The sequence below is a fragment of the Stenotrophomonas ginsengisoli genome, from assembly GCF_001431485.1.
Taxonomy (GTDB): domain Bacteria; phylum Pseudomonadota; class Gammaproteobacteria; order Xanthomonadales; family Xanthomonadaceae; genus Stenotrophomonas; species Stenotrophomonas ginsengisoli.
Genome location: NZ_LDJM01000027.1, coordinates 59,747 through 82,480 on the forward strand (window position 1 = coordinate 59,747; position 22,734 = coordinate 82,480).

The 22,734-nt window shown below is 63.5% G+C and carries 13 protein-coding genes and 2 pseudogenes; 10 read left to right on the top strand and 5 right to left on the bottom strand.

Features of this window, described 5'->3' with window-relative positions:
* Positions 1 to 3: 3 nt before the first annotated feature.
* From ABB30_RS11225 to ABB30_RS11235, 3 genes are all read left to right on the top strand, one after another.
* On the top strand, positions 4 to 993 hold the full coding sequence (locus ABB30_RS11225; protein ID WP_057638401.1) for a YheT family hydrolase: 990 nt from the start codon (positions 4 to 6) through the stop codon (positions 991 to 993).
* A 71-nt stretch (positions 994 to 1,064) separates the two neighbouring features.
* Positions 1,065 to 3,137: a tetratricopeptide repeat protein gene (locus ABB30_RS11230; RefSeq protein ID WP_057638402.1), complete on the top strand. Its 2,073-nt coding sequence runs from the start codon at positions 1,065 to 1,067 to the stop codon at positions 3,135 to 3,137.
* Between the two features lie 16 nt (positions 3,138 to 3,153).
* Positions 3,154 to 3,762: a YbhB/YbcL family Raf kinase inhibitor-like protein gene (locus ABB30_RS11235; RefSeq protein WP_057638403.1), complete on the top strand. Its 609-nt coding sequence runs from the start codon at positions 3,154 to 3,156 to the stop codon at positions 3,760 to 3,762.
* A gap of 56 nt (positions 3,763 to 3,818) precedes the next feature.
* Here ABB30_RS11235 and ABB30_RS11240 read toward each other — a convergent pair whose 3' ends face one another.
* The 3 genes from ABB30_RS11240 to ABB30_RS11250 all read right to left on the bottom strand — a co-directional run bounded on the left by ABB30_RS11240 (position 3,819) and on the right by ABB30_RS11250 (position 6,431).
* A complete protein-coding gene (locus tag ABB30_RS11240) occupies positions 3,819 to 4,607 on the bottom strand; it encodes an META and DUF4377 domain-containing protein (RefSeq protein ID WP_057638415.1) in 789 nt (262 codons plus the stop codon).
* A 151-nt stretch (positions 4,608 to 4,758) separates the two neighbouring features.
* The gene (locus ABB30_RS11245; protein ID WP_057638404.1) at positions 4,759 to 5,580 is read right to left on the bottom strand and encodes an META and DUF4377 domain-containing protein; all 822 of its coding nucleotides are present in this window, start codon (positions 5,578 to 5,580) and stop codon (positions 4,759 to 4,761) included.
* 56 nt (positions 5,581 to 5,636) lie between these two features.
* Positions 5,637 to 6,431, bottom strand: coding sequence for an undecaprenyl-diphosphate phosphatase (locus ABB30_RS11250; RefSeq protein WP_057638405.1), 795 nt, complete (start codon positions 6,429 to 6,431; stop codon positions 5,637 to 5,639).
* Positions 6,432 to 6,648: 217 nt separating this feature from the next.
* Between ABB30_RS11250 and glnA the strand changes: the two genes are divergently transcribed.
* The 5 genes and pseudogenes from glnA to ABB30_RS16990 form a co-directional block, all read left to right on the top strand.
* On the top strand, positions 6,649 to 8,058 hold the full coding sequence (gene glnA / locus ABB30_RS11255) for a type I glutamate--ammonia ligase (RefSeq protein ID WP_057638406.1): 1,410 nt from the start codon (positions 6,649 to 6,651) through the stop codon (positions 8,056 to 8,058).
* Positions 8,059 to 8,356: 298 nt separating this feature from the next.
* Entirely contained in the window at positions 8,357 to 8,695 is a 339-nt protein-coding gene (locus ABB30_RS11260; protein WP_057638407.1) for a P-II family nitrogen regulator, read from the top strand.
* Between the two features lie 19 nt (positions 8,696 to 8,714).
* Positions 8,715 to 10,139: an ammonium transporter gene (locus ABB30_RS11265; RefSeq protein ID WP_057638408.1), complete on the top strand. Its 1,425-nt coding sequence runs from the start codon at positions 8,715 to 8,717 to the stop codon at positions 10,137 to 10,139.
* A 311-nt stretch (positions 10,140 to 10,450) separates the two neighbouring features.
* Positions 10,451 to 12,115, top strand: a complete 1,665-nt coding sequence (locus ABB30_RS11270; RefSeq protein ID WP_245626491.1) for a ShlB/FhaC/HecB family hemolysin secretion/activation protein — start codon at positions 10,451 to 10,453, stop codon at positions 12,113 to 12,115.
* A 69-nt stretch (positions 12,116 to 12,184) separates the two neighbouring features.
* Positions 12,185 to 13,657 (top strand): annotated as a pseudogene (locus ABB30_RS16990) (two-partner secretion domain-containing protein); the annotation flags it as partial.
* Here ABB30_RS16990 and ABB30_RS16805 read toward each other — a convergent pair.
* A complete protein-coding gene (locus tag ABB30_RS16805) occupies positions 13,652 to 13,858 on the bottom strand; it encodes a hypothetical protein (protein WP_245626493.1) in 207 nt (68 codons plus the stop codon). The pseudogene ABB30_RS16990 and the gene ABB30_RS16805 overlap by 6 nt on opposite strands.
* On the bottom strand, positions 13,859 to 14,020 hold the full coding sequence (locus ABB30_RS16810; protein WP_245626494.1) for a hypothetical protein: 162 nt from the start codon (positions 14,018 to 14,020) through the stop codon (positions 13,859 to 13,861).
* 513 nt (positions 14,021 to 14,533) lie between these two features.
* Here ABB30_RS16810 and ABB30_RS16995 point away from each other — a divergent pair.
* Together ABB30_RS16995 and ABB30_RS11275 are read left to right on the top strand one after the other, a co-directional pair.
* Positions 14,534 to 14,713, top strand: a pseudogene (locus tag ABB30_RS16995) (hypothetical protein); the annotation flags it as partial.
* 252 nt (positions 14,714 to 14,965) lie between these two features.
* The coding region (locus ABB30_RS11275) for a hemagglutinin repeat-containing protein (protein WP_245626496.1) at positions 14,966 to 22,734 on the top strand (7,769 nt) is incomplete at its 3' end.

Here is a 22,734-nt window from a genome sequence, read left to right on the forward strand (position 1 = left end):
GCCATGCTGCAACCGGCTTACCGCCCGCCCACCTGGCTGCGCAACGGCCACCTGCAGTCGTTGCTGTCCTCCAGCCGCCTGCGCCAGCGCCGCGGTGCCGGCCTGTTGCAGCAGCTGGGGGCGGACAATCACGAGCTGCTGCTTGATGGTGGCAACGGGGTCCGTCTGCAGGGCTGGTACAGCCAGCTGCCCGGGCGCACCCCGCAGGCCCTTGTGGTATTGCTGCACGGCTGGGAGGGCAGTGCCCAGTCCGGCTACATGCGCATGACCAGTGCAAGGCTGCTGGAAGCCGGGTTTGCGGTGGTGCGGCTGAATTTCCGCGACCACGGCGACACCCTGCACCTCAATCCCGGCCTGTTCCATTCGGCGCGGCTGGATGAAGTGGTCAATGCCACCGCCGATATCGCCCGGCGTTACCCGCACCTGCCCTTGTCGGCCGCCGGTTTTTCCCTGGGCGGCAATTTTGCCTTGCGTCTGGCCCGCGCCGCGCCGCAGGCCGGCATTGCCCTGCAACGGGTGGCGGCGGTGTGCCCGGTGCTGGACCCGGCCCGCACCATGGACCAGCTCGAACGCGGCAGCGCCCTGTATGCGCGTTACTTCCACCGCAAGTGGACCGGCTCGCTGCGGCGCAAGCGCGCCCTGTTTCCGGAGCTGATGGCCGCCTGTGACGAACAGGTGCTGGGCCAGGACCTGCGCAGCCTGACCGCCTGGCTGGCCACCCGCTATGCCGGTTTTGAACGGGTCGAGGATTACTTCGATGCCTATTCCATTGCCGGCACGCGCATGGCCGGGCTGCAGGTGCCGGTCTCGGTGCTGATGGCCGCCGATGATCCGGTGATCCCGCTGCACAGCTTCCGTGACTGGGCATTGCCGGCGCATTCGCAGTTGCTGGTCAGCCCCTGGGGTGGCCACTGCGGCTTCATCGAGAACCTGCACGGGGATGGCTGGGCCGAGCGCTGGGTCTGCGAGCGCTTGCAACAAAAGCCGGATTGAAGCGGATCAGCGGCCAAGCAGGAGGGCCAGGGTGGCTACAATGGACAATTGCCCACTGATTCCTGAACGCCATGCAAGAACAGATCCTCCAGGCCTTCCAGCGCAACGCCAACGACGAAGCCCTCGCCCTGGCACAGCAGTGGGTTGAACAATCCCCGGGCCAGGCCGCGCCGCTGGGCTGGCTGGCCACCGCGCTGCGTCAGCGCGGTGACATCGATGCCGCGCTGGCCGCACTGGACCAGGCCCTGGCCCTGCAGCCGGAAGATGCCGGCCTGCACCTGCAGCGCGCCACCCTGTTGCTGACCGGCCGCCAGTTCGAGGCAGCCAGTGAAGCACTGGCGCGTACCACCGAGCTGGACCCCAACCAGCTGGACGGCTACCTGATCCAGGCCCACATGGCCCTGGCCCAGCGTGATTTCGAGCGCGCCCAGAGCCTGAGCCGGGTGGCCTCGCGCCTGGCCCCGGAACACCCGCAGCTGCTGGCCATCGACGGCATGATCGCCCTGCAGCAGGGCGAGGCCGACAAGGCCCTGGCCCTGCTCAACCAGGCCGCCGCACAGTTGCCGGACGATCCGCGCATCCTCTACGGCCTGGGCTTTGCCTTCCTGGCCAAGGACCACCTGGCCTTTGCCGAGCAGACCTTCCGCAAGCTCATTGCCGTCCAGCCGGACAGCCTGCCGATGATGGCGCTGGTGGCTGACCTGTGCCTGCGCCAGGGCCATGCCGACAACGCGGCAAAGATGCTCGAGCAGATGCTGGCCACCGGCAAGGGCAACACCGCCGGGGTACGCCGCCTGGCCGCGATGATCCAGCTGCAGGCCGGTCAGCCGCAGGCCGCGCTTGAACACGCCGTGGCCAGCCTGCAGGAGGGCGAGATCGACCGCCGCGTGCTGCAGGTGGCACTGATGGCCTGGCAGCAGCTCGGCGCCGATGACCAGGCCCGCCAGGTGCTGGACCAGTTGCTGGAAACCCATGCCCAGGACCACGGCCTGTGGCTGGCCCGCCTGGCGGTGGAGCAGGTCGGCAGTGAAGCGGCTGCGGCTGTGGCCCAGCGCTGGGTCGAGGCCATGCCCGAACACGTGCCGGCCTGGGAAGTGCGCATGCGCCTGCATGACATGCTGTCCCAGCCCGAGCAGGCCGAGGCTGTGGCCCGCCGCATCATCGAACTGGAACCGGGCCGGGTCAGTGGCGAGCAGCGCGTGGTCGGTGCCCTGCTCGAGCGCAACGAGGCCGATGCTGCCGTTGCCCATGTGCAGGCGATGATCGAGCGCGCCGACGAGGCCGCCCGCCCGAACCTGCGCACCTGGTTGGGCGTGGTCCAGGACGGGGCCCAGCGTCCGGCCGATGCCGTGGCCACCTGGCTGGATATCCGCCAGGCAGAAGCCGGCGAGCGCCTGGCGCTGCCGCCGCAGGCCAAGAGCCCGATGAACTGGCCGGAGATGGCCGAGATCGGCGAAGACACCCATGACCGCCCGCTGTTTGTGACCGGCCTGCCCGGCTCCGGCGTGGAGCGGGTGCTCAGCGTGCTCGGTGCCGCCAGCCCGGTGGTGCGCACCGATCGTTTCGGCGCAACCCCGCCCAATGATCCGTTCCAGCGCTTTGACACCCTGGCCCAGCTGGCCAGCGGCGAGCTGTCGGCCGAAGCACTGGTGCAGCAGTGGCGCGACGCCCTGCCGGGCCGTGGCATTGCCAACGGCAACATCATCGATTGCCTGCTGTGGTGGGACAACGGCCTGCTCTGGTCGCTGCGCCAGCACCTGCCGCAGGGCCGTCTGCTGGCCGTGCTGCGTGACCCGCGCGACATGCTGCTGGAATGGTTGGCCTTCGGTGGTTCCTATCCGTTCGCGCTGAACACCATCACCGAAGCCACCGGCTGGCTGCAGCGCAGCCTGGAACAGCTGGCCAACCTGCACGACCAGTCGCTGTATCCGGTGGCACTGATGCGCATCGACGGAGTGGAGAACAATCCGCAGGCCATGGCCCAGTTGCTGGGCCAGGTCTTTGGCACGGCCTTCCCGGTGGTCAATCAGCTGCCGCCGGCGCGTCTGCCGGCCGGCCACTGGCGCCAGTACCGCGATGTGCTGGGTGCCGCCTTCAACAACCTGACCCCGGTCGCGGTGCGTCTGGGCTATCCCGAAAATTGATCACAGGAGTGCAGTGATGCGACTGACCAGTACCAGTTTCGACAATGGCCAGCCGCTGCCGGTAGCCCTGGCTGCCGGCAAGGCCGATGGTTTTTCCGCCAACCGCAACCCGCAGCTGGGTTGGGAACAGGTGCCCGCAGGTACGGCTTCCTTCGTGCTGCTGTGTGTGGATCCGGATGTACCCACGGTGGCGGAAATGGTCGGTGCCGAAGGCGTCACCATCCCGCAGGAGCAGCCGCGCTGTGATTTCAGCCACTGGGTGATGGTGGACATCGCCGCCGATGTCCGCCAGATCGCCGAAGGGGCCTGCTCCGATGGTTTTGTGGTCGGTGGCAAGCAGGCACCGGCCGGCCCGGCCGGTGCACGCCAGGGCATCAACGACTACACCGGTTGGTTTGCCGGGCACGCACAGATGGCCGGTACCTACCGTGGTTATGACGGTGCCTGGCCGCCGGCCAACGACGCGCGCCTGCACCGCTATTTCTTCCGCCTGTTCGCGCTGGATGTGGCACGCCTGCCGGTGGAGGGTGACTTCACCGCCGCCCAGGTGCATGCGGCCATGCAGGGGCATGTGCTGGCCGAGGCGGCCATCCACGCCACCTACAGCCTCAACCCGGCGCTGTAAGCGGGGCAAAAAAAACCGCCGGTGCAGACCGGCGGTTTTTTTATTGGCCGCTGTACTCAGGGGCGGGTGTTTTCGCTTTCCACCACCATGTCCAGCACATAGGCCTGGGACGGGGCATCGGCCGGCGGGTTGGCGATGTCATAGCGCTTGACCCGCAGCACGTTGCGCACGCCGGCCTCGTGCTGGTAACCCTCGATCTGGCCGTAGAAGTGACTGAAGGCCTCGCTGCTGGGCTGCTTGATGCTGTGCTCGTCGTAGTGGACCGGGCGCACCTGCAGGCACTGCGCATTGGCCATCACGCCGTGGGTGCAGGGCTTCAGCTCCGGCCCCACTTCCAGGAACACGGTCTGGCCGGGGCCACCGTAGCGGGTCTCGGCGGTCGGTACCCCCTTGAAGTCCAGCACGTCACCGTTGGCGGTGACCAGCACCAGCTGCTGGCTGGTACGGGTACGGATGGTCAGCGGCTTTTCCAGTGCCGCGCCCAGCACCTGGTCACGCAGGGCCAGTTCCTGCGGGCAGCCGATCATGGTGCTGATCATGTTGCCGATGCTCAGGCTGGTGCCGTTGACCGTGTAGCCGCCGGACAGGTGATTGCAGCCGGCATAGGCGCTGATCCGGTCACCGAAATCCAGCTGCACCGGCTTCTGCCCGGCAGTGGCCTGCAGGGCGGTGATCGGCTGGCCGGCCTTGTCGGTGGCCGCGCTCAGCTGCCAGTGATAGGCATTCAGGGCAATGGCCGAGCTGTCGTTGCTGCTGCCGTTGTTGTCGGTGCTGCCGGGTGTGGTCGATGCACAGGCAGTGAGCAGGGCCAGCGGCAGGGCGAGGGTCAGGGCGGCACGCAGCATGGTGGCGATCCATTGCGAAAAAAGGACCACCACCCTAACGGCAGCGCTGTGCTGGATGTCTGAAGAAAGCGCTAACGCGTATTCAGCCAGTCAGGTGGCGTTTGCCTGACACCCCGGGCCGTGGCGGACCGGGGCAGTGCCTGGGCTTGCGTCAGCCGTTGCCGCTTTCCACCACCATGTCCAGCACCTGGGCATGGGTGTTGCCGTCGGCATCGGCGGCGGACAGGGTGTACTGCTTCAGGCGCAGGATGTTGCGCGTGCCCGGCTGGTGTTCATAGCCTTCGATGGTGCCGGAAAACGCACTGAACGGCCCCGGCTCGCCCTGCTTGATGCCCTTGTCGTCGTAATGCACCGGGCGCACCTGCAGGCATTGTCGGGTGGGCTGCTGCGGGCAGGCCACGGTCTGTGCGGCCACTTCCCAGAACACGGTCTGCCCGGCGCTGCCGAAGCGGGTCTGTGCGGTGGGCTCGCTACGGAAGCTCAAGGTGTCGCCGCTGGCGCTGACCAGCAGCAGTTGGCCGCTGTCGATGGCCTTGATCTGCAGCGGTGCGGCCAGCTGTGCGGCGATGGCGCGGTCGGCGTCCATCAGCGGCGCGGCGCAGGCGCGGCGGGTGGAGGCCAGGCTGCCAACGCTGAGCGTTTCCCCCTGGATCTGGTAACTGCCCGAATGCCGGTTGCAGCCGCCGGAAATGCTCAGCCGGCCGTCGTTGAAGTCCAGCTGCAGCGGTGTTTCCTCGTTCGGAAACAACACGTCTATCGGTTGGTTGCCGGCGGTGGCCGCCGAGGTCAGCAGCCAGTGGTTGTTGCCCAGATGGCTGGCATCGATGCTCAGGCCCGTCGGCTGTGCCGGGTCGGCGATGGCCGCCGTGGCTTGCGTGGTGGCGGCCGGCTGGCTGCCGGTATCCGGCGGGGTGGGCGCCGAGCAGGCGATCAACAGGCCCAGGGGCAAGGGCAACAAGGCAGCGCGCAACATGACAACCTCCAGCGTGGGTGAGCAAGCGTTGGGTGGATGGCCGGCAACGGCGGTGATCAGCTGCCGGCAGGCAGCAACAGCAACAGGCCGATGCCCAGCGCAATGCGGTACCAGGCAAAGCCGTTGAAGCTGTGCTTCTTGATGTAGCCCAGCAGCCATTTGACCACGACAAAACCGGTCAGGGTCGAGGCCAGGAAGGCCAGTGCCACCTGGTCCCAGGCCTCCTGGCCCAGGCCGCCTTCAGTGGCCATTTCCAGCAGGGCGTAGGCACTGGCGGCAAACATGGTCGGGATGCCGACCAGGAACACGAACTCGGCCGCCGCCGAGCGCCGGCTCAGGCCCAGGAACATGGCCAGGAAGATGGCCGCGGCCGAGCGTGAGGTGCCCGGGAACACCCCGGCCACCACCTGGGCCAGGCCCACACCCACGGCCACCGTCCAGGTCACCGTGGCACGGTCCGGCAGCAGGCTGGCGCGCTTTTCGGCGGCCAGCATCCACAGCCCGCCGACAATCAGGGCGATGGCGACCGGGGTGACCGTCTCGGGCAGCTCCCAGCCGAGCAGCCGCACCGGCAGCCCGACCAGGGCGGTGACGGCAAAGGCGGTGCCCAGCTTGAGCACGTAGTCGCGGTTGTCGGCCTGGTGCAGGCCGGTGGCCAGCGACCACAGTTTCTGGCGCATGACCAGGGCGACAGAAACGATCGCGCCGGCCTGGATGACGATGTTGAAGAAGTCCGAGCGGCTGCCCAGCCAATGCTGGGCGATCAACAGGTGGCCGGTGGAAGACACCGGCAGGAATTCGGTGAGGCCTTCGATGATGCCAAGGAGCAGGGCGCTGAGCAGGTCGGACATGGAGGGTGGGGCGAACGCCAGGAGTGCGGGAGTCCGTTCAGTTTGCACCTGTGCGGTGCGGCGCAGCAAGGACGCACTTTTTTGGTGCACTGTTGTGGTGCAACGATCCGTGCGAATTTGTGACTTTCCTTTTGAATCAATATGTTGAGTGGTTTTGAAAAGTTGGCACGGAACCTGCTTTTGTTTACGACAAATTCACCCCACCGAGGTTGTCGCGATGTCCGTTGAAAACGTTGAGAAGCTGATCAAGGAAAACCAGATCGAGTTCGTCGATCTGCGCTTTGTGGACATGCGCGGTGTGGAACAGCACGTCACCTTCCCGGTCTCGATCATCGAGCCGAGCCTGTTCGAGGAAGGCAAGATGTTCGACGGCAGCTCGATCGCCGGCTGGAAGGGCATCAACGAATCGGACATGGTGCTGATGCCGGACACCGAGTCGGCCTATGTCGATCCGTTCTACGCCGATCCGACCCTGGTGATCACCTGCGACATCCTCGACCCGGCCACCATGCAGCCGTACAACCGCTGCCCGCGTGGCATCGCCAAGCGCGCCGAAGCCTTCCTCAAGTCCTCCGGCGTGGCTGACCTGGCCTTCTTCGGCCCGGAACCGGAATTTTTCATCTTCGACTCGGTGCGTTTTGCCAACGAGATGGGCAACACCTTCTTCAAGATCAACTCCGAAGAAGCCGCCTGGGGCACCGGCGACAAGATGGGCGGCGCCAACTCCGGCTACCGTCCGACCGTGAAGGGTGGCTACTTCCCGGTGCCGCCGACCGATTCGCTGCACGACATCCGTGCCGAAATGTGCAAGACCCTGGCCGCTGTCGGTATCGAAGTGGAAGTGCACCACCACGAAGTGGCCAATGCCGGCCAGTGCGAGATCGGTGCCAAGTTCAACACCCTGGTCAAGAAGGCCGACGAGCTGCTGCGCCTGAAGCACGTGGTCAAGAACGTGGCCCACCGCAACGGCAAGACCGCCACCTTCATGCCCAAGCCGATCGTCGGTGACAACGGCAGCGGCATGCACGTGCACCAGTCGCTGGCAAAGGACGGCAAGAACCTGTTCTCCGGTGACGGCTACGGTGGCCTGAGCCAGATGGCCCTGTGGTACATCGGTGGCATCTTCAAGCACGCCAAGGCGATCAACGCCTTCGCCAACGCCGGCACCAACTCCTACAAGCGTCTGGTCCCGGGCTTCGAAGCCCCGGTGATGCTGGCCTACTCGGCCTCCAACCGTTCGGCCTCCTGCCGCATCCCGTTCGTGGCCAACCCGAAGGCCCGTCGCATCGAAATGCGTTTCCCCGATCCGACCCAGTCCGGCTACCTGACCTTCACCGCGCTGATGATGGCCGGCCTGGACGGCATCAAGAACCAGATCGACCCGGGCGCACCGAGCGACAAGGATCTGTACGACCTGCCGCCGGAAGAAGAGAAGCTGATCCCGCAGGTCTGCTCCTCGCTGGACCAGGCCCTGGAAGCACTGGACAAGGACCGCGAGTTCCTCAAGGCCGGTGGCGTGATGAGCGATGACTTCATCGATGGCTACATCGCCTTGAAGATGAAGGAAGTGACCTCCTTCCGCGCCGCCACCCACCCGCTGGAATACCAGCTGTACTACGCGATCTGATTGCAGGTCGCGGCAACACATCCAGACGGCTGAATCCTCCCTCCGTCTGTCTGGATGCTGCCGTTGCCCCGGCCGGGGAGCCGGGGCAAGGGCTTTGAGCAGTGCCACCCCTCGTGGGTGTAGCCGTATCCGGACGTGCTTTCCGCGCTTGCGGGACGTGGCGTCGGCGGCGGGCAAGCACGCGCCGTGATGCACACACAGCACTTCCGATGTCCCGCCTGTGCCTTCGGGCACAGCGCGGCCTGCCAGGCATGGCCGGCACGGTCACTGCCTGCACCTCCACCATCGGGATACATGCATGAAATTGATCAGCGCCATCATCCGGCCGTTCAAGCTCGACGAGGTCCGCGAGGCCCTTGCCGAGGTTGGTGTCACCGGCATCACCGTTACCGAGGTCAAGGGCTTCGGGCGTCAGAAAGGGCACACCGAGTTGTATCGCGGTGCCGAATACGTGGTCGATTTCCTGCCCAAGATCAAACTGGAAACCGTGGTCGCCGACGAATCACTGGAAGCGGTGATCGAGGTGATCCAGCAGACGGCCGGCACCGGCAAGATCGGCGACGGCAAGATCTTTGTCACCACGGTTGACCAGGTCATCCGTATCCGCACCGGCGAAATCGGCGTCGACGCGCTCTAACCTTTCACGGAGCTCCCCCATGAAGATTGTTCCTCCTGCCGGGCGCAACGCCCGGTGCGCTGCCCTGTTGCTGTTTTTCGGCCTTTTCGCCCTGCTGCTGGCCTCGCCGCTGGCATTTGCACAGTCGGTGGTGGAGATCACCCCGCTGCCCGACACCGAAGTGGTGGTCAGCACCCTGCAGGCACCGGTGGCCGACGTGGCCGAGGCAGCAGCGGCGGCCGAGCCGGCCTTTGACCACGGCGACGTGGCCTGGATGCTCACCTCCACCCTGCTGGTGCTGCTGATGGTGGTGCCCGGCCTGGCCCTGTTCTACGGCGGCATGGTGCGCAGCAAGAACGTGCTGTCGGTGCTGATGCAGGTGCTGGTGGTGTATTCGGTGGTGGTGCTGGTCTGGGTCGGCTACGGCTACAGCGCCGCCTTCAGCGAAGGCAATGCGTTCTTCGGCTCGTTCACCGAGCGCGCCTTCCTGCGCGGCATCACGGCCGATTCGGTGGCCAATGGCCTGCCCGAATTCCTGTTCGTGGCCTTCCAGTCCACCTTTGCCGGCATCACCACCGCGCTGGTGATCGGCTCATTTGCCGAGCGCATCAAGTTCAAGGTGGTGATGTTCTTCGCCATTGCCTGGGTCACCCTGGCCTACCTGCCGATGGTGCACATGGTGTGGAGTGGCGAAGGTGGCTTCCTCGCCCACAAGGGCGTGATCGACTTCGCCGGCGGCACCGTGGTCCACATCAACGCCGGTGTGGCCGGCCTGGTCGGTGCCTGGCTGCTGGGCCCGCGCCTGGGCTATGGCAAGGAAGCAATGAAGCCGCACAGCGTGCCCTTCACCTTCATCGGTGCAGCCCTGCTGTGGGTGGGCTGGTTCGGCTTCAATGCCGGTTCGGCCCTGGCGGCTGACGGCGCCGCTTCGCTGGCCATGCTCAACACCATGGTGGCCACCGCGGCCGGTGTGGTTGGCTGGACCGTGATCGAGGCGATCAGCAAGGGCAAGCCCTCGGCACTGGGTGCGGCCTCCGGCGCGATTGCCGGCCTGGTCGGCATCACCCCGGCCGCCGGCACCGTGGGCCCGATGGGCGCCATCGTCATCGGCGTGCTGGCCGGTGCGGTGTGCGTGTGGGCAGTCACCGGCCTGAAGCGCCTGCTGCGTGCCGATGACAGCCTGGATGTGTTCGGCGTGCACGGCGTGGGCGGCATCATCGGTGCTCTGCTCACCGGCGTGTTCAGCGATGCCTCGCTGGGTGGTACCGGCCTGGACGTGGCTATCGGTGCCCAGGTGTGGGTGCAGCTGGTCAGCGTGGTGTTCACCATGGTCTGGTGCGCCGTGGTCACGGTGCTGATCCTGCTGCTGGCCAAGGTGCTGTTCGGTGGCCTGCGTGTGGACGAGGAATCCGAGCGCAAGGGCCTGGACATTGCCAGCCACGGCGAATCGGCCTACGGCCCCTGATCCACGGCCTGCATTCCGGGTGGTTTCCACGCCCGGGACATCCATCTGCAGCAACATCACCACCGGCGGCCTTCGGGTCGCCGGTTTTGTTTGACGCGCGTCTCAAATCTGTTGGTTGTACGGAATTTTCTTACAGGAATCGGGGGGATGCCGGAGGGTTTGCTTGATGCTGTGCCTTTAAAATCTTTCCCCCGCCGGCCACGCATTGGTGTAGTGGGTATGGGGAAAGGCCAGGGAAGCTTGTGAATTTGAATCAGGGACGTATCCGGTGTGGCGGTGTGTGGCGTAGTTGGTTGGCAGTAGGCGGAGGCTTGGCCATTGCAGTCTTGCCTGCCTCGTTGTATGCCCAGGTGACCCCCTTCGAGCAGGAGCTCCTGCGTCAGCAGGAGCGGGAGCGTGCGTTGCGTGAGCAACAGGAAAGCACGACGGATGTACGCCTGCAGGCGTCAGTCGATGAGCCGGCAGGGCCCCTGCCGCGCGATGAAGCACCGTGTTTTGTGATCGAGCGGATTGGCTTGGATGGTGAGCTGGCGGATCGCTTTCGCTGGGCCTTGAAGGCCGCAGATCCTGCAGGTGATCCTGCCACTGGCCGTTGCCTTGGCACCAAGGGCGTGGACCTGGTGATGCGCCGGGTGCAGAACGCAATTGTTGAACGAGGCTTTGTCACCACGCGCGTCCTGGCTGCTCCGCAGGACCTGAAGACGGGAACGCTGACACTGACCGTTGTTCCTGGCCTGATTCGTTCAGTGCGGTTTGCCAGCAACGACGGGTCCACTCCGGCTTTATGGAACGCGCTCTCGGTAGGCAGTGGAGACCTGCTCAACCTGCGTGACATCGAGCAGTCACTGGAAAACCTGCAGCGGGTGCCCACAGCGACGGTTGATATCCAGATAGCGCCTCCGTCAGAGGAGGCGTCTGGTAAGCCCGGCGAAAGTGATCTGGTGATCAGCTGGGCCCAACGTGCACCGTATCGTTTCAACCTGACCCTGGACGATGCGGGCAGTCAATCCACCGGCAAGCTGCAGTCCGGAGCGACCGTGTCGCTGGACAACCTTGCAGGGTTGAGTGACCTGTTCTACTTCAATGCTGGCAAATCTGTGTTCAACGGCAGCGACCGTGGTACCGAGAGTTGGTCGGCGCACTACAGCCTGCCTTTGGGGTGGTGGCAGCTGGGTGCCAATGCCAGTCAATACGAATACCGTCAGGCTGTTGCTGGCGCCTATGAAACATACCAATACAGCGGTTCCAGCAGGAATGCGGAGTTGCGTTTGACCCGCATGCTCTTCCGCAATGCGCATGCGAAGACCAGCATGCACACACGGGGTTGGTATCGCGAATCTGACAACTTCATCGATGACACCGAGATTGAGGTGCAGAGACGACGTATGTCCGGCTGGGAGCTGGGGGTGACGCACCGGCAGTTTGTTGGCGAGGCTACCCTGGATGCCAACCTGTCTTACCGTCGTGGCACTGGCGCGTTCAATGCGTTGCAGGCGCCTGAAGAGGGTTTTGATGAGGGAACCGCCCGCGGCAAGGTAGTGACGGCTGACATGCAGCTCACGATGCCGCTGCAGTGGGGCAAGCAGGTGTTGCGTTACACCGGCAGCTGGCGGGCGCAGTGGAACCGCTCCCGGCTTGTGCCGCAGGACAGGTTCTCCATTGGTGGTCGTTACACGGTGCGTGGTTTTGACGGTGAAATGTCGCTGACCGGTGAGCGTGGCTGGCTGCTGCGCAATGAGCTTGCTCTGGCAATGGGCGGGGGCGTTGAAAGCTTCCTGGCGGTTGATCATGGCCGGGTCGGTGGTCCCTCCGCGCAGTGGTTGCTGGGTGATCGTTTGGCCGGTGTTGCGCTGGGCTTGCGTGGTGGGTCGCGACACATGCAATGGGAAGGATTTTTAGGCAGCCCCTTGCACAAGCCTGATGGTTTCAATTCCGCCTATACCACCTATGGCATGAGCCTGGGCATGTCGTTTTGACAGCAGGATTTTTGTCTTGAGCGCATCGGCTGCGCTTGACCACACGGAATACTGAAAGGAAGCAATGTCGTGAATCGAGTTTATCGCTTGGTCTTCAATCGCACCCTGGGTGTGATGCAGGTTGCTTCGGAATTGACGTCGGGGCCACGTGGTGGCTGTGACAAGCGTGGTGGAAAAACCACAGCGGCCTTGCGGCAGATGAGCTTTGCACTATGGATGGTGCTTGGGTGGGTTGGTATCGTGCAGCCATTGTCTGCACAGCAGCGGCCTGATGGCGGCCGCATTGTCTCCGACCCCGGAGCACCGTCCCAGCAAAAGCCAACGGTAGTCACTTCGGCCAACGGTACGCCGCAGGTCAACATCACAACGCCCAGCGCTGCCGGTGTTTCCCGTAACCAGTACCAGCAATTCGATGTCGGCCATCAAGGCGCCATTCTCAACAACTCACGCTCTGACACCCAGACGCAGATCGGAGGCTGGGTCCAGGCAAATCCTTGGTTGGCCACAGGTACTGCGCGCGTCATCCTCAATGAGATCAACAGCAGCAATCCCAGCCAGCTCAACGGTTACATCGAGGTGGCAGGCGCACGTGCCGAGGTGATCATCGCCAATCCGGCCGGCATCCAGATCGATGGTGCCGGTTTTCTCAATGCCAGCCGGGTCACGCTGACCACAGGTTCGCCTATCCTCAATGGCGGGGCTCTGGAGGGTTATCGTGTCCAGGATGGTGTCATCGGTGTGAATGGCGCTGGCCTGGATACCAGCCTGGTTGACTATACCGACATCATTTCGCGCTCACTCCAGGTCAATGCCGGTATCTGGGCCAATCAGTTGCAGGCCAGCCTGGGCAAGAATGTTGTCAGTGCTGACCAAGCAAACCTGGTTCCACAGCCTGGCACAGTGGACAGGCCGGCATTCGCCTTGGATGTCGGTGCGCTAGGTGGCATGTATGCCAACCGGATATGGTTGATTGGCAACGAGCAGGGTGTAGGCGTACGCAATGCCGGCAAGATCGGTGCACAAGCCGGTGAGCTTGTGGTTACGGCTGACGGTCGCCTGGAGAACACTGGGTCCCTGCATTCGGCACAGAATTCGCTGATCACGGCCAATGCCGGTGTGGCAAATGCCGGAACCATCGGTGCTGATCTCGAGCTGCGCCTGGATACCCCGGCAGATGTCGACAATAGCGGCGGCACGCTCAATGCACGCCGTATCGAGGTCAACGCCGATGCATTGCGCAATCGTGCCGGTTCGATCGAGCAGGTAGGCATGCAGGGGTTGCAGATCAGCGCTGCCACCATCGGCAATGTGCAAGGCCAGATCGGGGCAGTGGCCAGCGTACCGGAAGAGAGCGCCGGTAACGGTGGTGGCAATCCAGGTGACGGCCAGGGAATGCCTGGCACTGGAACTCCATCCCCGGGTAACGGCGATGGCATCGGAAATGGTGGTACGCCGACTGCACCAATTGCACCGTTGGCCAGCGGCTTGCTCAACATCGCCGGCACCCTGGACAACAGCGGTGGCCTGATCGATGCCTCAGGACAGCTGCAGCTCAGCGCCCGCAACAGTCTGGACAACAGTGGCGGCAAGCTTGGCGTACAGACCCTGCAGGTGCAGGGTGATGTTCTGCGCAACGTTGGAGGCTTGCTGGAAGTGCAGGGCACGGCCAGGGCGCACGTTGGCCAGCTGGACAACAGCGGCGGGAGCATGACGCTTGCCAGCAGCTTCGATCTGCAAGCGCATTCACTGCTCAACCGGGGCGGCGATCTGGCTCACGGTGGTACTGCCAACACGGCCTGGTCCATCGGCCTGCTGGACAACAGCGATGGCCACATTGCCAGCAATGCGGCCGGCTTCGGGCTTGATCTTGGGCAGCTTCTCAATACCCGCGGCAGCATCAGTCACGCAGGCAGCGCCGGGTTGCAACTGAGCGCAGACCGCTTGGATGGTGTGCAGGGCGTCATCGGTACCTCCGGTGCGGCTACTCTGTCACTGGGCAGCGCCGATCACCGCAATGCACAGTTGGTGTCCAGCCAGCTCACACTGCAGGCAGGTGAGTTTGACAACCGTGGCGGTCAAATCATTTCCAGCGGCACCCAGGCCAGCAGCATAGATGTGTTGGGCTCACTGGATAATGGCGCTGGTGGTTTATTGGCCAGTAATGGCGATCTCAAAATCAGTGCGCAACACTTCGGCAATGCCGCAGGCAATGTGCAGCAGACCGGCAATGGCCGGCTGCATATCCGCGCTGCGGACCTGCAAGGCCAGGGTGGCAACATCGTCAGCAATGGCAGTTTGCTGCTGAGCGGGGATATCACCAACCTTCGTGGCGGCAACACTGCGGCGCATCGGGTAGATGTGCAGACAGGCGATCTGATTACCGCAGGTGGATCGTTTACGGCAACCGGTGCAGAGGTAATGCGCCTGCAGGTGGCGCGTACGCTGGACAACAGCGGCGGGACCCTGGGCAGCAATGGCACATTGGATATCGGCAGTCAGAATCTGCGCAACAACGGCGGCAAGCTGGTCGCTGCAGGTGCCGATGCAACAACGTTGCACGTTGACGACACGCTGGACAACACAGATGGCACTTTGTCCAGCAATGGCAATCTGGATATTGTTGCCAACACACTGAAAAACAGTGGCGGCAGCATTGATCATGCAGGACGCGACAGGCTGCAGATCACCACAGCTTCGCTGCAAGGTGCCGGCAGCATCGCCAGCAATGGTCTGCTGCAACTGCAGGGCCACGATGTCCGTCTTGGCAGTACGCGTGCGCAACAGATACAGATTAGTGCTGGTGCACTGGACAACAGCGGTGGCCAACTGTCTTCGCTTGGCGAACAGGTCATGCAACTGCAGGTCAGCGGACTGTTGCGCAATGACGGCGGTACCGTTATCGCCAATGGTGCGCAGGATATTCAGGCCGGCGCATTGTCCAACCGTGGCGGTGCACTGAGCTCTGCTGGCACCACGGATGGCCAGTTGCTGGTTCAGCAGATGTTGGACAATTCCGGCGGCAGTATCGCCAGCAATGCCGCCTCCTTGCTGCTGCGCAGTGGCTCACTGGTCAACAAAGACGGTGTGATCAACCACGCGGGAACTTCCGGCCTGACTATCGTCAGCGATGACCTGCAGGGGCAGAAGGGCCTCATCAGCAGCGCAGGCACGCTGCAATTGACGGCTGGATCCATCGACCACCGTGAAGCCACGCTGGCAGGGCAGCAATTGACCCTGGACGCGCACTCGCTGGACAACCGTGGTGGCAGCATCATTGCCAGCGGCACTGCGGCCAGCACGCTGGTTCTGCGCAATTGGCTGGACAACGGTGATGGCGGCATGCTGGCCAGCAATGGCGATTTGATCATCAGCGCGCAGACGCTGGGAAATGCAGGCGGCACAATCCAGCAGGCGGGTAGCGGTGTCCTGCAGCTTGAGGTGGACAACCTCGCCGGTGAAGGCGGAACGCTGCTCAGCAACGGTCTGCTTGATGTGCGGGGCGATGACATCAATCTGCGCAACGGTACCACCAGCGCACAACAGATCAGTATCGACAGTGATCGATTGATCACTGCTGGCGGTGTCCTCAGTGCACTGGGTCAGCAACAGTTGCAGCTCAGTGCCCGAATCCTGCTCGACAACAGCGGTGGCACCCTGGCCAGCAATGGCGCGGTGCATATCGATGCAGGCAGTTTCATCAACGATCACGGCATCCTGATAGCCGCAGGCGAGGCGGCATCCAGCATCCGTGTTGCGCAGCAACTGGACAACAGGAGCGGCACAATTTCTGCCAACGGCAATGTGCTGCTCGATGCTGCCATGCTGGCTAACACCCAAGGACGTATTGTTACTGCCCAGACATTGCTGTTGCAGGGCGGCGAGCTGGACCTGCGCCACGGTGAAGTGAGTGCACAACAGGTCGGCATTGATGCACTGAGCCTGGACAACAGCGGGGGCATGCTCAGTGCTACTGGCACCGGACAGATGTCATTGCAGGTACGTGATCACCTGGCCAATGATGCCGGCACCATCGCCACCAATGGCACGCAGAATATCCAGGCCAGTACGCTGTCCAATGTGGCGGGTGTGCTCAGCTCGGCTGGCAGCGCTGATACGCATATTGCTGTCAGTGGTCGCTTCGACAACAGTCGCGGTACTGTTGCCAGTAATGGTGACAACCTTCATCTGGATGCTGCGCACCTGCTCAATGCCTCTGGCAACATCAGCCACGGCGGTGTGGGTACGCTGGCCATCACGGCGGACCAGCTGGAAGGGGGCAACGGCAGCATCAGCAGCGCAGGTGCTCTGGTGCTGCGTGCAGATACGGTCGATCACCGTGGTGCCAGCCTGAATGCCGAAAGTTTCACCATCACGGCCGATTCCTTCAACAACGAAGGCGGCACGTTGCTGGCTACCGGAGCTGATGCCAGCACGCTGCTGGTGCAGCAGGTTCTGGCCAACGACAACGGCGGCACCATCGCCAGCAATGGTGATCTGACCATCAGCGCTGCCCATCTGGGCAATGCGGGAGGTACGGTGCAGCATGCTGGCACCGGCACACTGGCTGTCAACACCGATACGCTCAATGGCCAGGGCGGCAAGTTGCTCAGCAACGGTTCCCTGGAATTGGCCGGCCAATCCATCAACCTGCGCAACGCCACCACGGCTGCGCAGCGCGTGGCGATCCAGGCCAGTACGCTGGACAACGCCGGTGGCACGCTCACCGCGGCCGGTTCGGACGTGCTCGATCTGGATGTGCGGGACTACCTGGACAACAGTGGCGGAATCCTGGCCAGCAATGGCACGCTGGACCTGCGCACCGCGCACCTGCTCAACAACCAGGGCACGATCCAGGCCGGCGGTGCAGGCAACAACACATTGGCCATTGGTACGGCCCTGGACAACCGCGGTGGCCGCATCCTCACCACCGGCAGCACTGCGCTCACCGCCGCCAGTGTGGACAACCGTGGTGGCACGCTGCACGCCGATGGCAGCAGCAGGCTTTCGGTCACCGTGGATGGTTTGCTCGACAACAGCGCACAAGGCACGGTGTCGGCCGGAGGTGCACTGCAGGCCACGGTGCATGGCCTGAACAACGATGCCGGCACGCTTGCCGCAGGCGAGGGCCTGCAGGTGGATGCTGTGGCGATGGTCAGCAACCAGGCGGGCTTGATCCAGGCGGGAAGCACGCTGGATCTTGCCGGCAATGGTCTGCAAAACAGCAACGGCCGCATCCTCGGCGGCACGCTCCAGGTCGATACCCGCGGCCTTGCACTGGATAACCGTTCCGGCATCATCGCCAGCCTGGCCGGCAGTGCCGACCTGCGCAGTGGTGCGCTGGACAATACCGGCGGCCTGCTGCAATCGACAGCTGCGCTGAGCATCAACACCGCAGGCCAGGCACTCATCAATGCCAGCTCCAATGGCAATGGCATTGTCAGCAGCGGTGCTCTGGATATCCGCAGCGGCAGCATCGACAACCGCGCCGGCTCGATCTTTGCCCAAGGCGCCAGCGAAGTGCACGCCACCAGCGTGGACAACCGCAACGGCGGTTCGCTGGTCAGCGCAGGCAACCTGCTGCTGCGTGCACAGCAGCTTGGCAATGCCGGTGGCTCGCTCAGCGCCGGTGGCAATGCCGATATCACGCTGCAGGGGTCGCTGGACAACGCAGGTGGCCTGGTGGCTGCGGCTGGCAAGCTGGATCTGCATGCCAGCAGCATCGACAACAGCAATACGCAGGCGGCTGCCAATGGCCCGGCGCTGGGCCTGCAGGCCGGCAATCTCCAGGTGACCACCGATAGCCTGGCCAATCACAATGGCCAGATACTGGCCGACAACCTGCTGCTGCAGGTCAGCCAGCACTTGGACAACAGTGGTGGCCAGATATCCGCTGCGGAAGTATCCGAAGTACGTGCCGACAGCATCAACAACAGTGCCGGTTCAATGGTGGCCGGCCAGCACCAGATCGTACGGGCGCGCGCATTGCACGGGGATGGCAGGCTGCTCTCGCAGGGTGACATGACCCTTGAGCTGGGCCAGAGCTACAGCAACAACAGCGAACTGGCGGCCAATGGAAAGCTCACCGTATCCATCCAGGGGGATTTGGAAAATACCGGCAAGTTGCAGGCTGCCAATCTGGATATCAGTGCCGGCAACATCACCAACCGCATCAACGGTGAAATCAGCAGTATCGGCATGACGCGCGTGGCGGCCGATGGCACCCTGCACAACTACGGCCTGATTGATGGGCAGGTTACCCATCTCACTGCCGATACCATCAACAACAACGGCAGTGGCCGCCTCTATGGTGAGCACATCGCCATTCAGACCGGCAGCCTGAACAACAGGGCCGAGACGATTGATGGTGTGGTGCGCTCGGCCACCATTGCTGCCCGTGAACGCCTCGATATTGGCGTGGAAGTATTGGAAAACAGTGGCCAGAGCCTGATCTTCAGTGATGGTGATGCGGTTATCGGTGGTGCACTCAATGGCCTGGCCGCTGTGGGCAGTGCCCAGGTGGTCAACAATCTCGGCTCCACCATCGAAATCACCGGCAACCTTGACCTGTCCGCTCTGGCAGTCAACAACATCCGCCAGAACCTGGTGATCCAGGAGGATGTCACTACGGTCAGTTCCCCGGTAACCATGCATCAGCCTGCCTGGTTCAAGAATGGCAGCAACACCAACCGTGACCTGAGCACCACCTCCAACTACCAGCCGTACGAAATCTACTACCTCAATCCGGATGACATCCTCGAAGACAATGAGTATGTGACGCCGGACGGGCAGAAGATCCGCAAGGCGGTGGTCAAGCTGACCGCAAACACCAGTGCGTATTATTTCGGCCGCGGAGGATTGCATGCCGCGCGTGGCGAGCGCTCGAGGCTCAACCTGCAGGACGGCACGGTCACCCTGTATTACATCGCCCGGTCGGACAACCGCAACAATCCTGATCAGCTGGGAGCCGCTGCGGAAGATCCGTTCCGGGATGTCACCGTCATGCCTCCGGGAACCCCGGCCTTCAGCTATGACAGCGACAACCTGACCTACAACAGTGCCTACGGGACCTGCACCACCAACTGTGTGCAACTGCTTACTTACCTGGACTACACCGACCCGGATACCACGCTGACCAACATGTATCGCGACAGCCGCGATACCAGCGACAACGAAAAGTCCCGGGTGGTCACCCGCACCTCGATCGAAGACGTGCTGGTCTCGGCAGGCCAGAACGCGGTGATCAACGCCGGTGGCCACATGCGCATCACCACCGACAGCCTGCTCAATGAAACCGCCAACATTGCCGCGGGCGGTGACCTGGCCATTGTTGGCTTGAACCGGGCCACCGCGCTGGTCACCAACAATGCGCGTGAACTTTCGCGCCAAACCACCTTCACTGGTTACCACATCACCTATGCCAACAACCGGCTGGCGATGCCGGAAGTGCGTCATGAGGAGACAGTCAATGCATTGGGTTCCGGCATTACTGCTGGTGGCACGCTCAGCATTGATGTGGGTGACCTGCGCAATGACAACACCGGGGGCAGCAACCCGAATGTTGGTGGAGGCAGGGGTGTTTCCGATCTGGATACCGCAGGCCCCGGTGCTGGAGCTGTCGGGCCCGGGGCCGGCAGTGTGCAGGGGCCTGGCCAGAGCAGCGGTCTTGTCGTGGACAGCGCCATCGGCAATGGCCCGGCACCGGTAGCCTCGGCTGGCCCGGGCAATGGCCCGGTGCAGGACATCTCGGCCGGGCAGGCCACCCAGGCCACGGCCACCGGGCCGGCCCAAGTACAGGAAGGCAGCCAGGCTGGCAGCGGCAGCGTCGCCAACCTGGATGCCACCCGTGCCGGCGCGGCTGCCGATGAGCAGCAGCGTGTGGTGGTCACCACCACGCCCAATGCGACCCCGCCCACCGCCAGCCTGTTCGTCGTCGATGCCAACCGTGGCAGCTATCTGGTGGAAACCGATCCGCGCTTTGCCAATTACCGCAACTGGCTCAGTTCGGATTACCTGCTGGAGCGTGCCGGCTACGATCCCGCACTGACCCAGAAGCGCCTGGGTGATGGCTTCTACGAGCAGAAGTTGGTACGTGAGCAGATTGGCGAGCTTACCGGGCGCCGCTTCCTGACCGGCCACGCCAGCGACGAAGAACAGTACCGAGCCTTGCTCCAGGCCGGTGCCACCATCGCCAGTGAGTGGAATCTCACTCCCGGCGTGGCCCTGACGGCCGAACAGATGGCGCGCCTCACCAGCGACATTGTCTGGCTGGTCGAGCAGGAGGTCACCCTGCCCGATGGCTCCGTCACCCGTGCCCTGGTACCGCAGGTGTACCTGCGCGTGCTGCCGGGTGATCTGGACAACAACGGCGCCCTGCTGGCCGGTGCGGCCGTGGATATCTCGCTGCGTGGCGACCTGGTCAACAGTGGTTCGATTGCCGGGCGCCAGTTGGTCAGCATCGCGGCCGGCAACATTTCCAACCTCGCCGGTGCCCAGATCAGTGGGCAACAGGTCGGCCTGCAGGCGCATCAGGACATCAACATCATCGGCAGCACCGTAACCGCCACCGATGCGCTGTCGCTGAAGGCCGGCGGCAACATCACGGTTGCCTCCACCGTGACCGAGAGCCATGCAGCGGGTACGGTGCAGAGCAATCACCAGGTCAGCCTTGACCGTGTGGCTGGCCTGTATGTGACCAACAGTGACGGTGCCGGGCTGCTGCGCGTCGATGCAGGCGGTGATGTGACCCTGCAGGCCGCGCAGCTGGGCAATGCGGCTGCCAATGGCCTGACCGCCGTTGTAGCCGGTGGTGATCTCAACCTGACCACGCAGACGTTGTCGCGCAGCACGGACATTACCGGCGACGCACGCAACTTTACCCGCAGCAGCGATATCACCCACGTTGGTACCACGGTATCCGGCGCTGGCAGCGTGGCGCTCGCGGCCGGCAAGGACATCAATCTTACCGCCGCACAGATCGGCGCCGGCGAGGCACTGGCGCTGCAGGCCGGGCGTGATATCAACAGCCAGGCCGCGGTGGACAGCAGTTCGCGCGATCGCAGCAGTGTTACCAAGAGCAATTCACTGGCGAGCTCGACCTACGATGAAACCGTACACGGCACCCAGCTCGGCGCGGGCGGTGACATCACGCTGCAGGCCGGGCGCGACATGACCTTGGCATCGACGTCGGCGGCGAGCCTGGAAGGCGGCATCGCACTGGCGGCGGGCAACGACATCAAGCTGCTGGCCACACAAGAGCAGCATGACGTGGTGGTCGACAAGCAGACCAAAGATAAGGGAACGCTGTCGAGCAAAACCACGACTACGCACGACGAGTGGCATGAAAGCCTGGCGGTGGTATCCACGCTCAGTGCTGAGACGGTGTCGATCGTGGCGGGCAACGATGTGCTGTCGCAGGGAGCGCAGGTGGCGAGTACCGGCGACGTAATTGTCGCGGCCGGTAATAACCTGATCCTTGAAACTGCGCAGAGCCAGTACAGCGAGGCCCATGAACGGCAGGTCAAGAAATCCGGGCTTTATGGCGGTGGTGGCTTCAGTGTCAGCCTTGGCACAACCAAGAGAAATGACTCCCTGGATGCAATCGAGATCAGCCATAGCGGTAGCTTGATCGGTAGTACCGAAGGCTCGGTCACGCTGATAGCGGGCAACGAGGTCGCCATCACCGGCAGCGACGTGCTCAGTGCCACCAGCACCACCATTGTTGGCAAGGAGGTGACCATCGCTGCGGCCGAAAATCGCATCGACACGGTACAGACCTCCAAGCAGCAGAGTGCGGGCATTACATTGGGGCTGAGTGGTGGTGCCGTCGATGCGGCGATGGCCGCCTACGGTGCGACCAGGCGCGGTGGCGAGGTCGAGGATGACCGACTCAAGGCGCTGTATGCAGCCAAAGCAGCGTATGCCGTCAGTGACGGGGCAGGTGCTGCGGCGAATGGCATAGACGTGCTCGCAAATGGAGCAGGTGCCTCGACCGCAGGTGCAGCGGCGGGTGTAAGCCTGCGCCTGGGCATTGGTGCGAGTAGCGCATCGAGCAAGACAGTCACGCATGAGGAAAGCACAGGTGGCAGTCGCATCTTCAGCGATGGCAATGTCACCATTGTGGCAACGGATGGTGACATCAACGTCATTGGCAGCCAGATCGGTGGGGAGAACGTTGCACTGGCAGCGGCAAATAACCTCAATCTGCTGAGCAACCTGGAAAGCAATACCAGCAAGTCGGAGAACAAGAACGCTGGAGGAGAGATCGGCATCAGTGTCGGTGCCACGACAGGTTATTACCTCTCCGTGAACGCCGGTAAGGGTGAGGCCAAGGGCAACAGTGAGCTGCACACCGAGAGCGTAGTCACGGCGAGGGACACCCTTACCCTGATCAGCGGCAACGACACCACGATCCAGGGTGCCCAGGCAATCGGCAACAGGGTGATCGCCGATATCGGTGGCAACCTGCTGATCAGAACGGAGCAGGACACTAACGAGTACAAGAGCAAGCAGCAGCAGGCGAGTCTTACGCTTGCAACAGGGTCGGGTAGCGGTGGCAGCTACAGCCAGCAGACGATGGATAGCAGCTACACCAGTGTGGTGGAGCAGAGCGGCATCCAGGC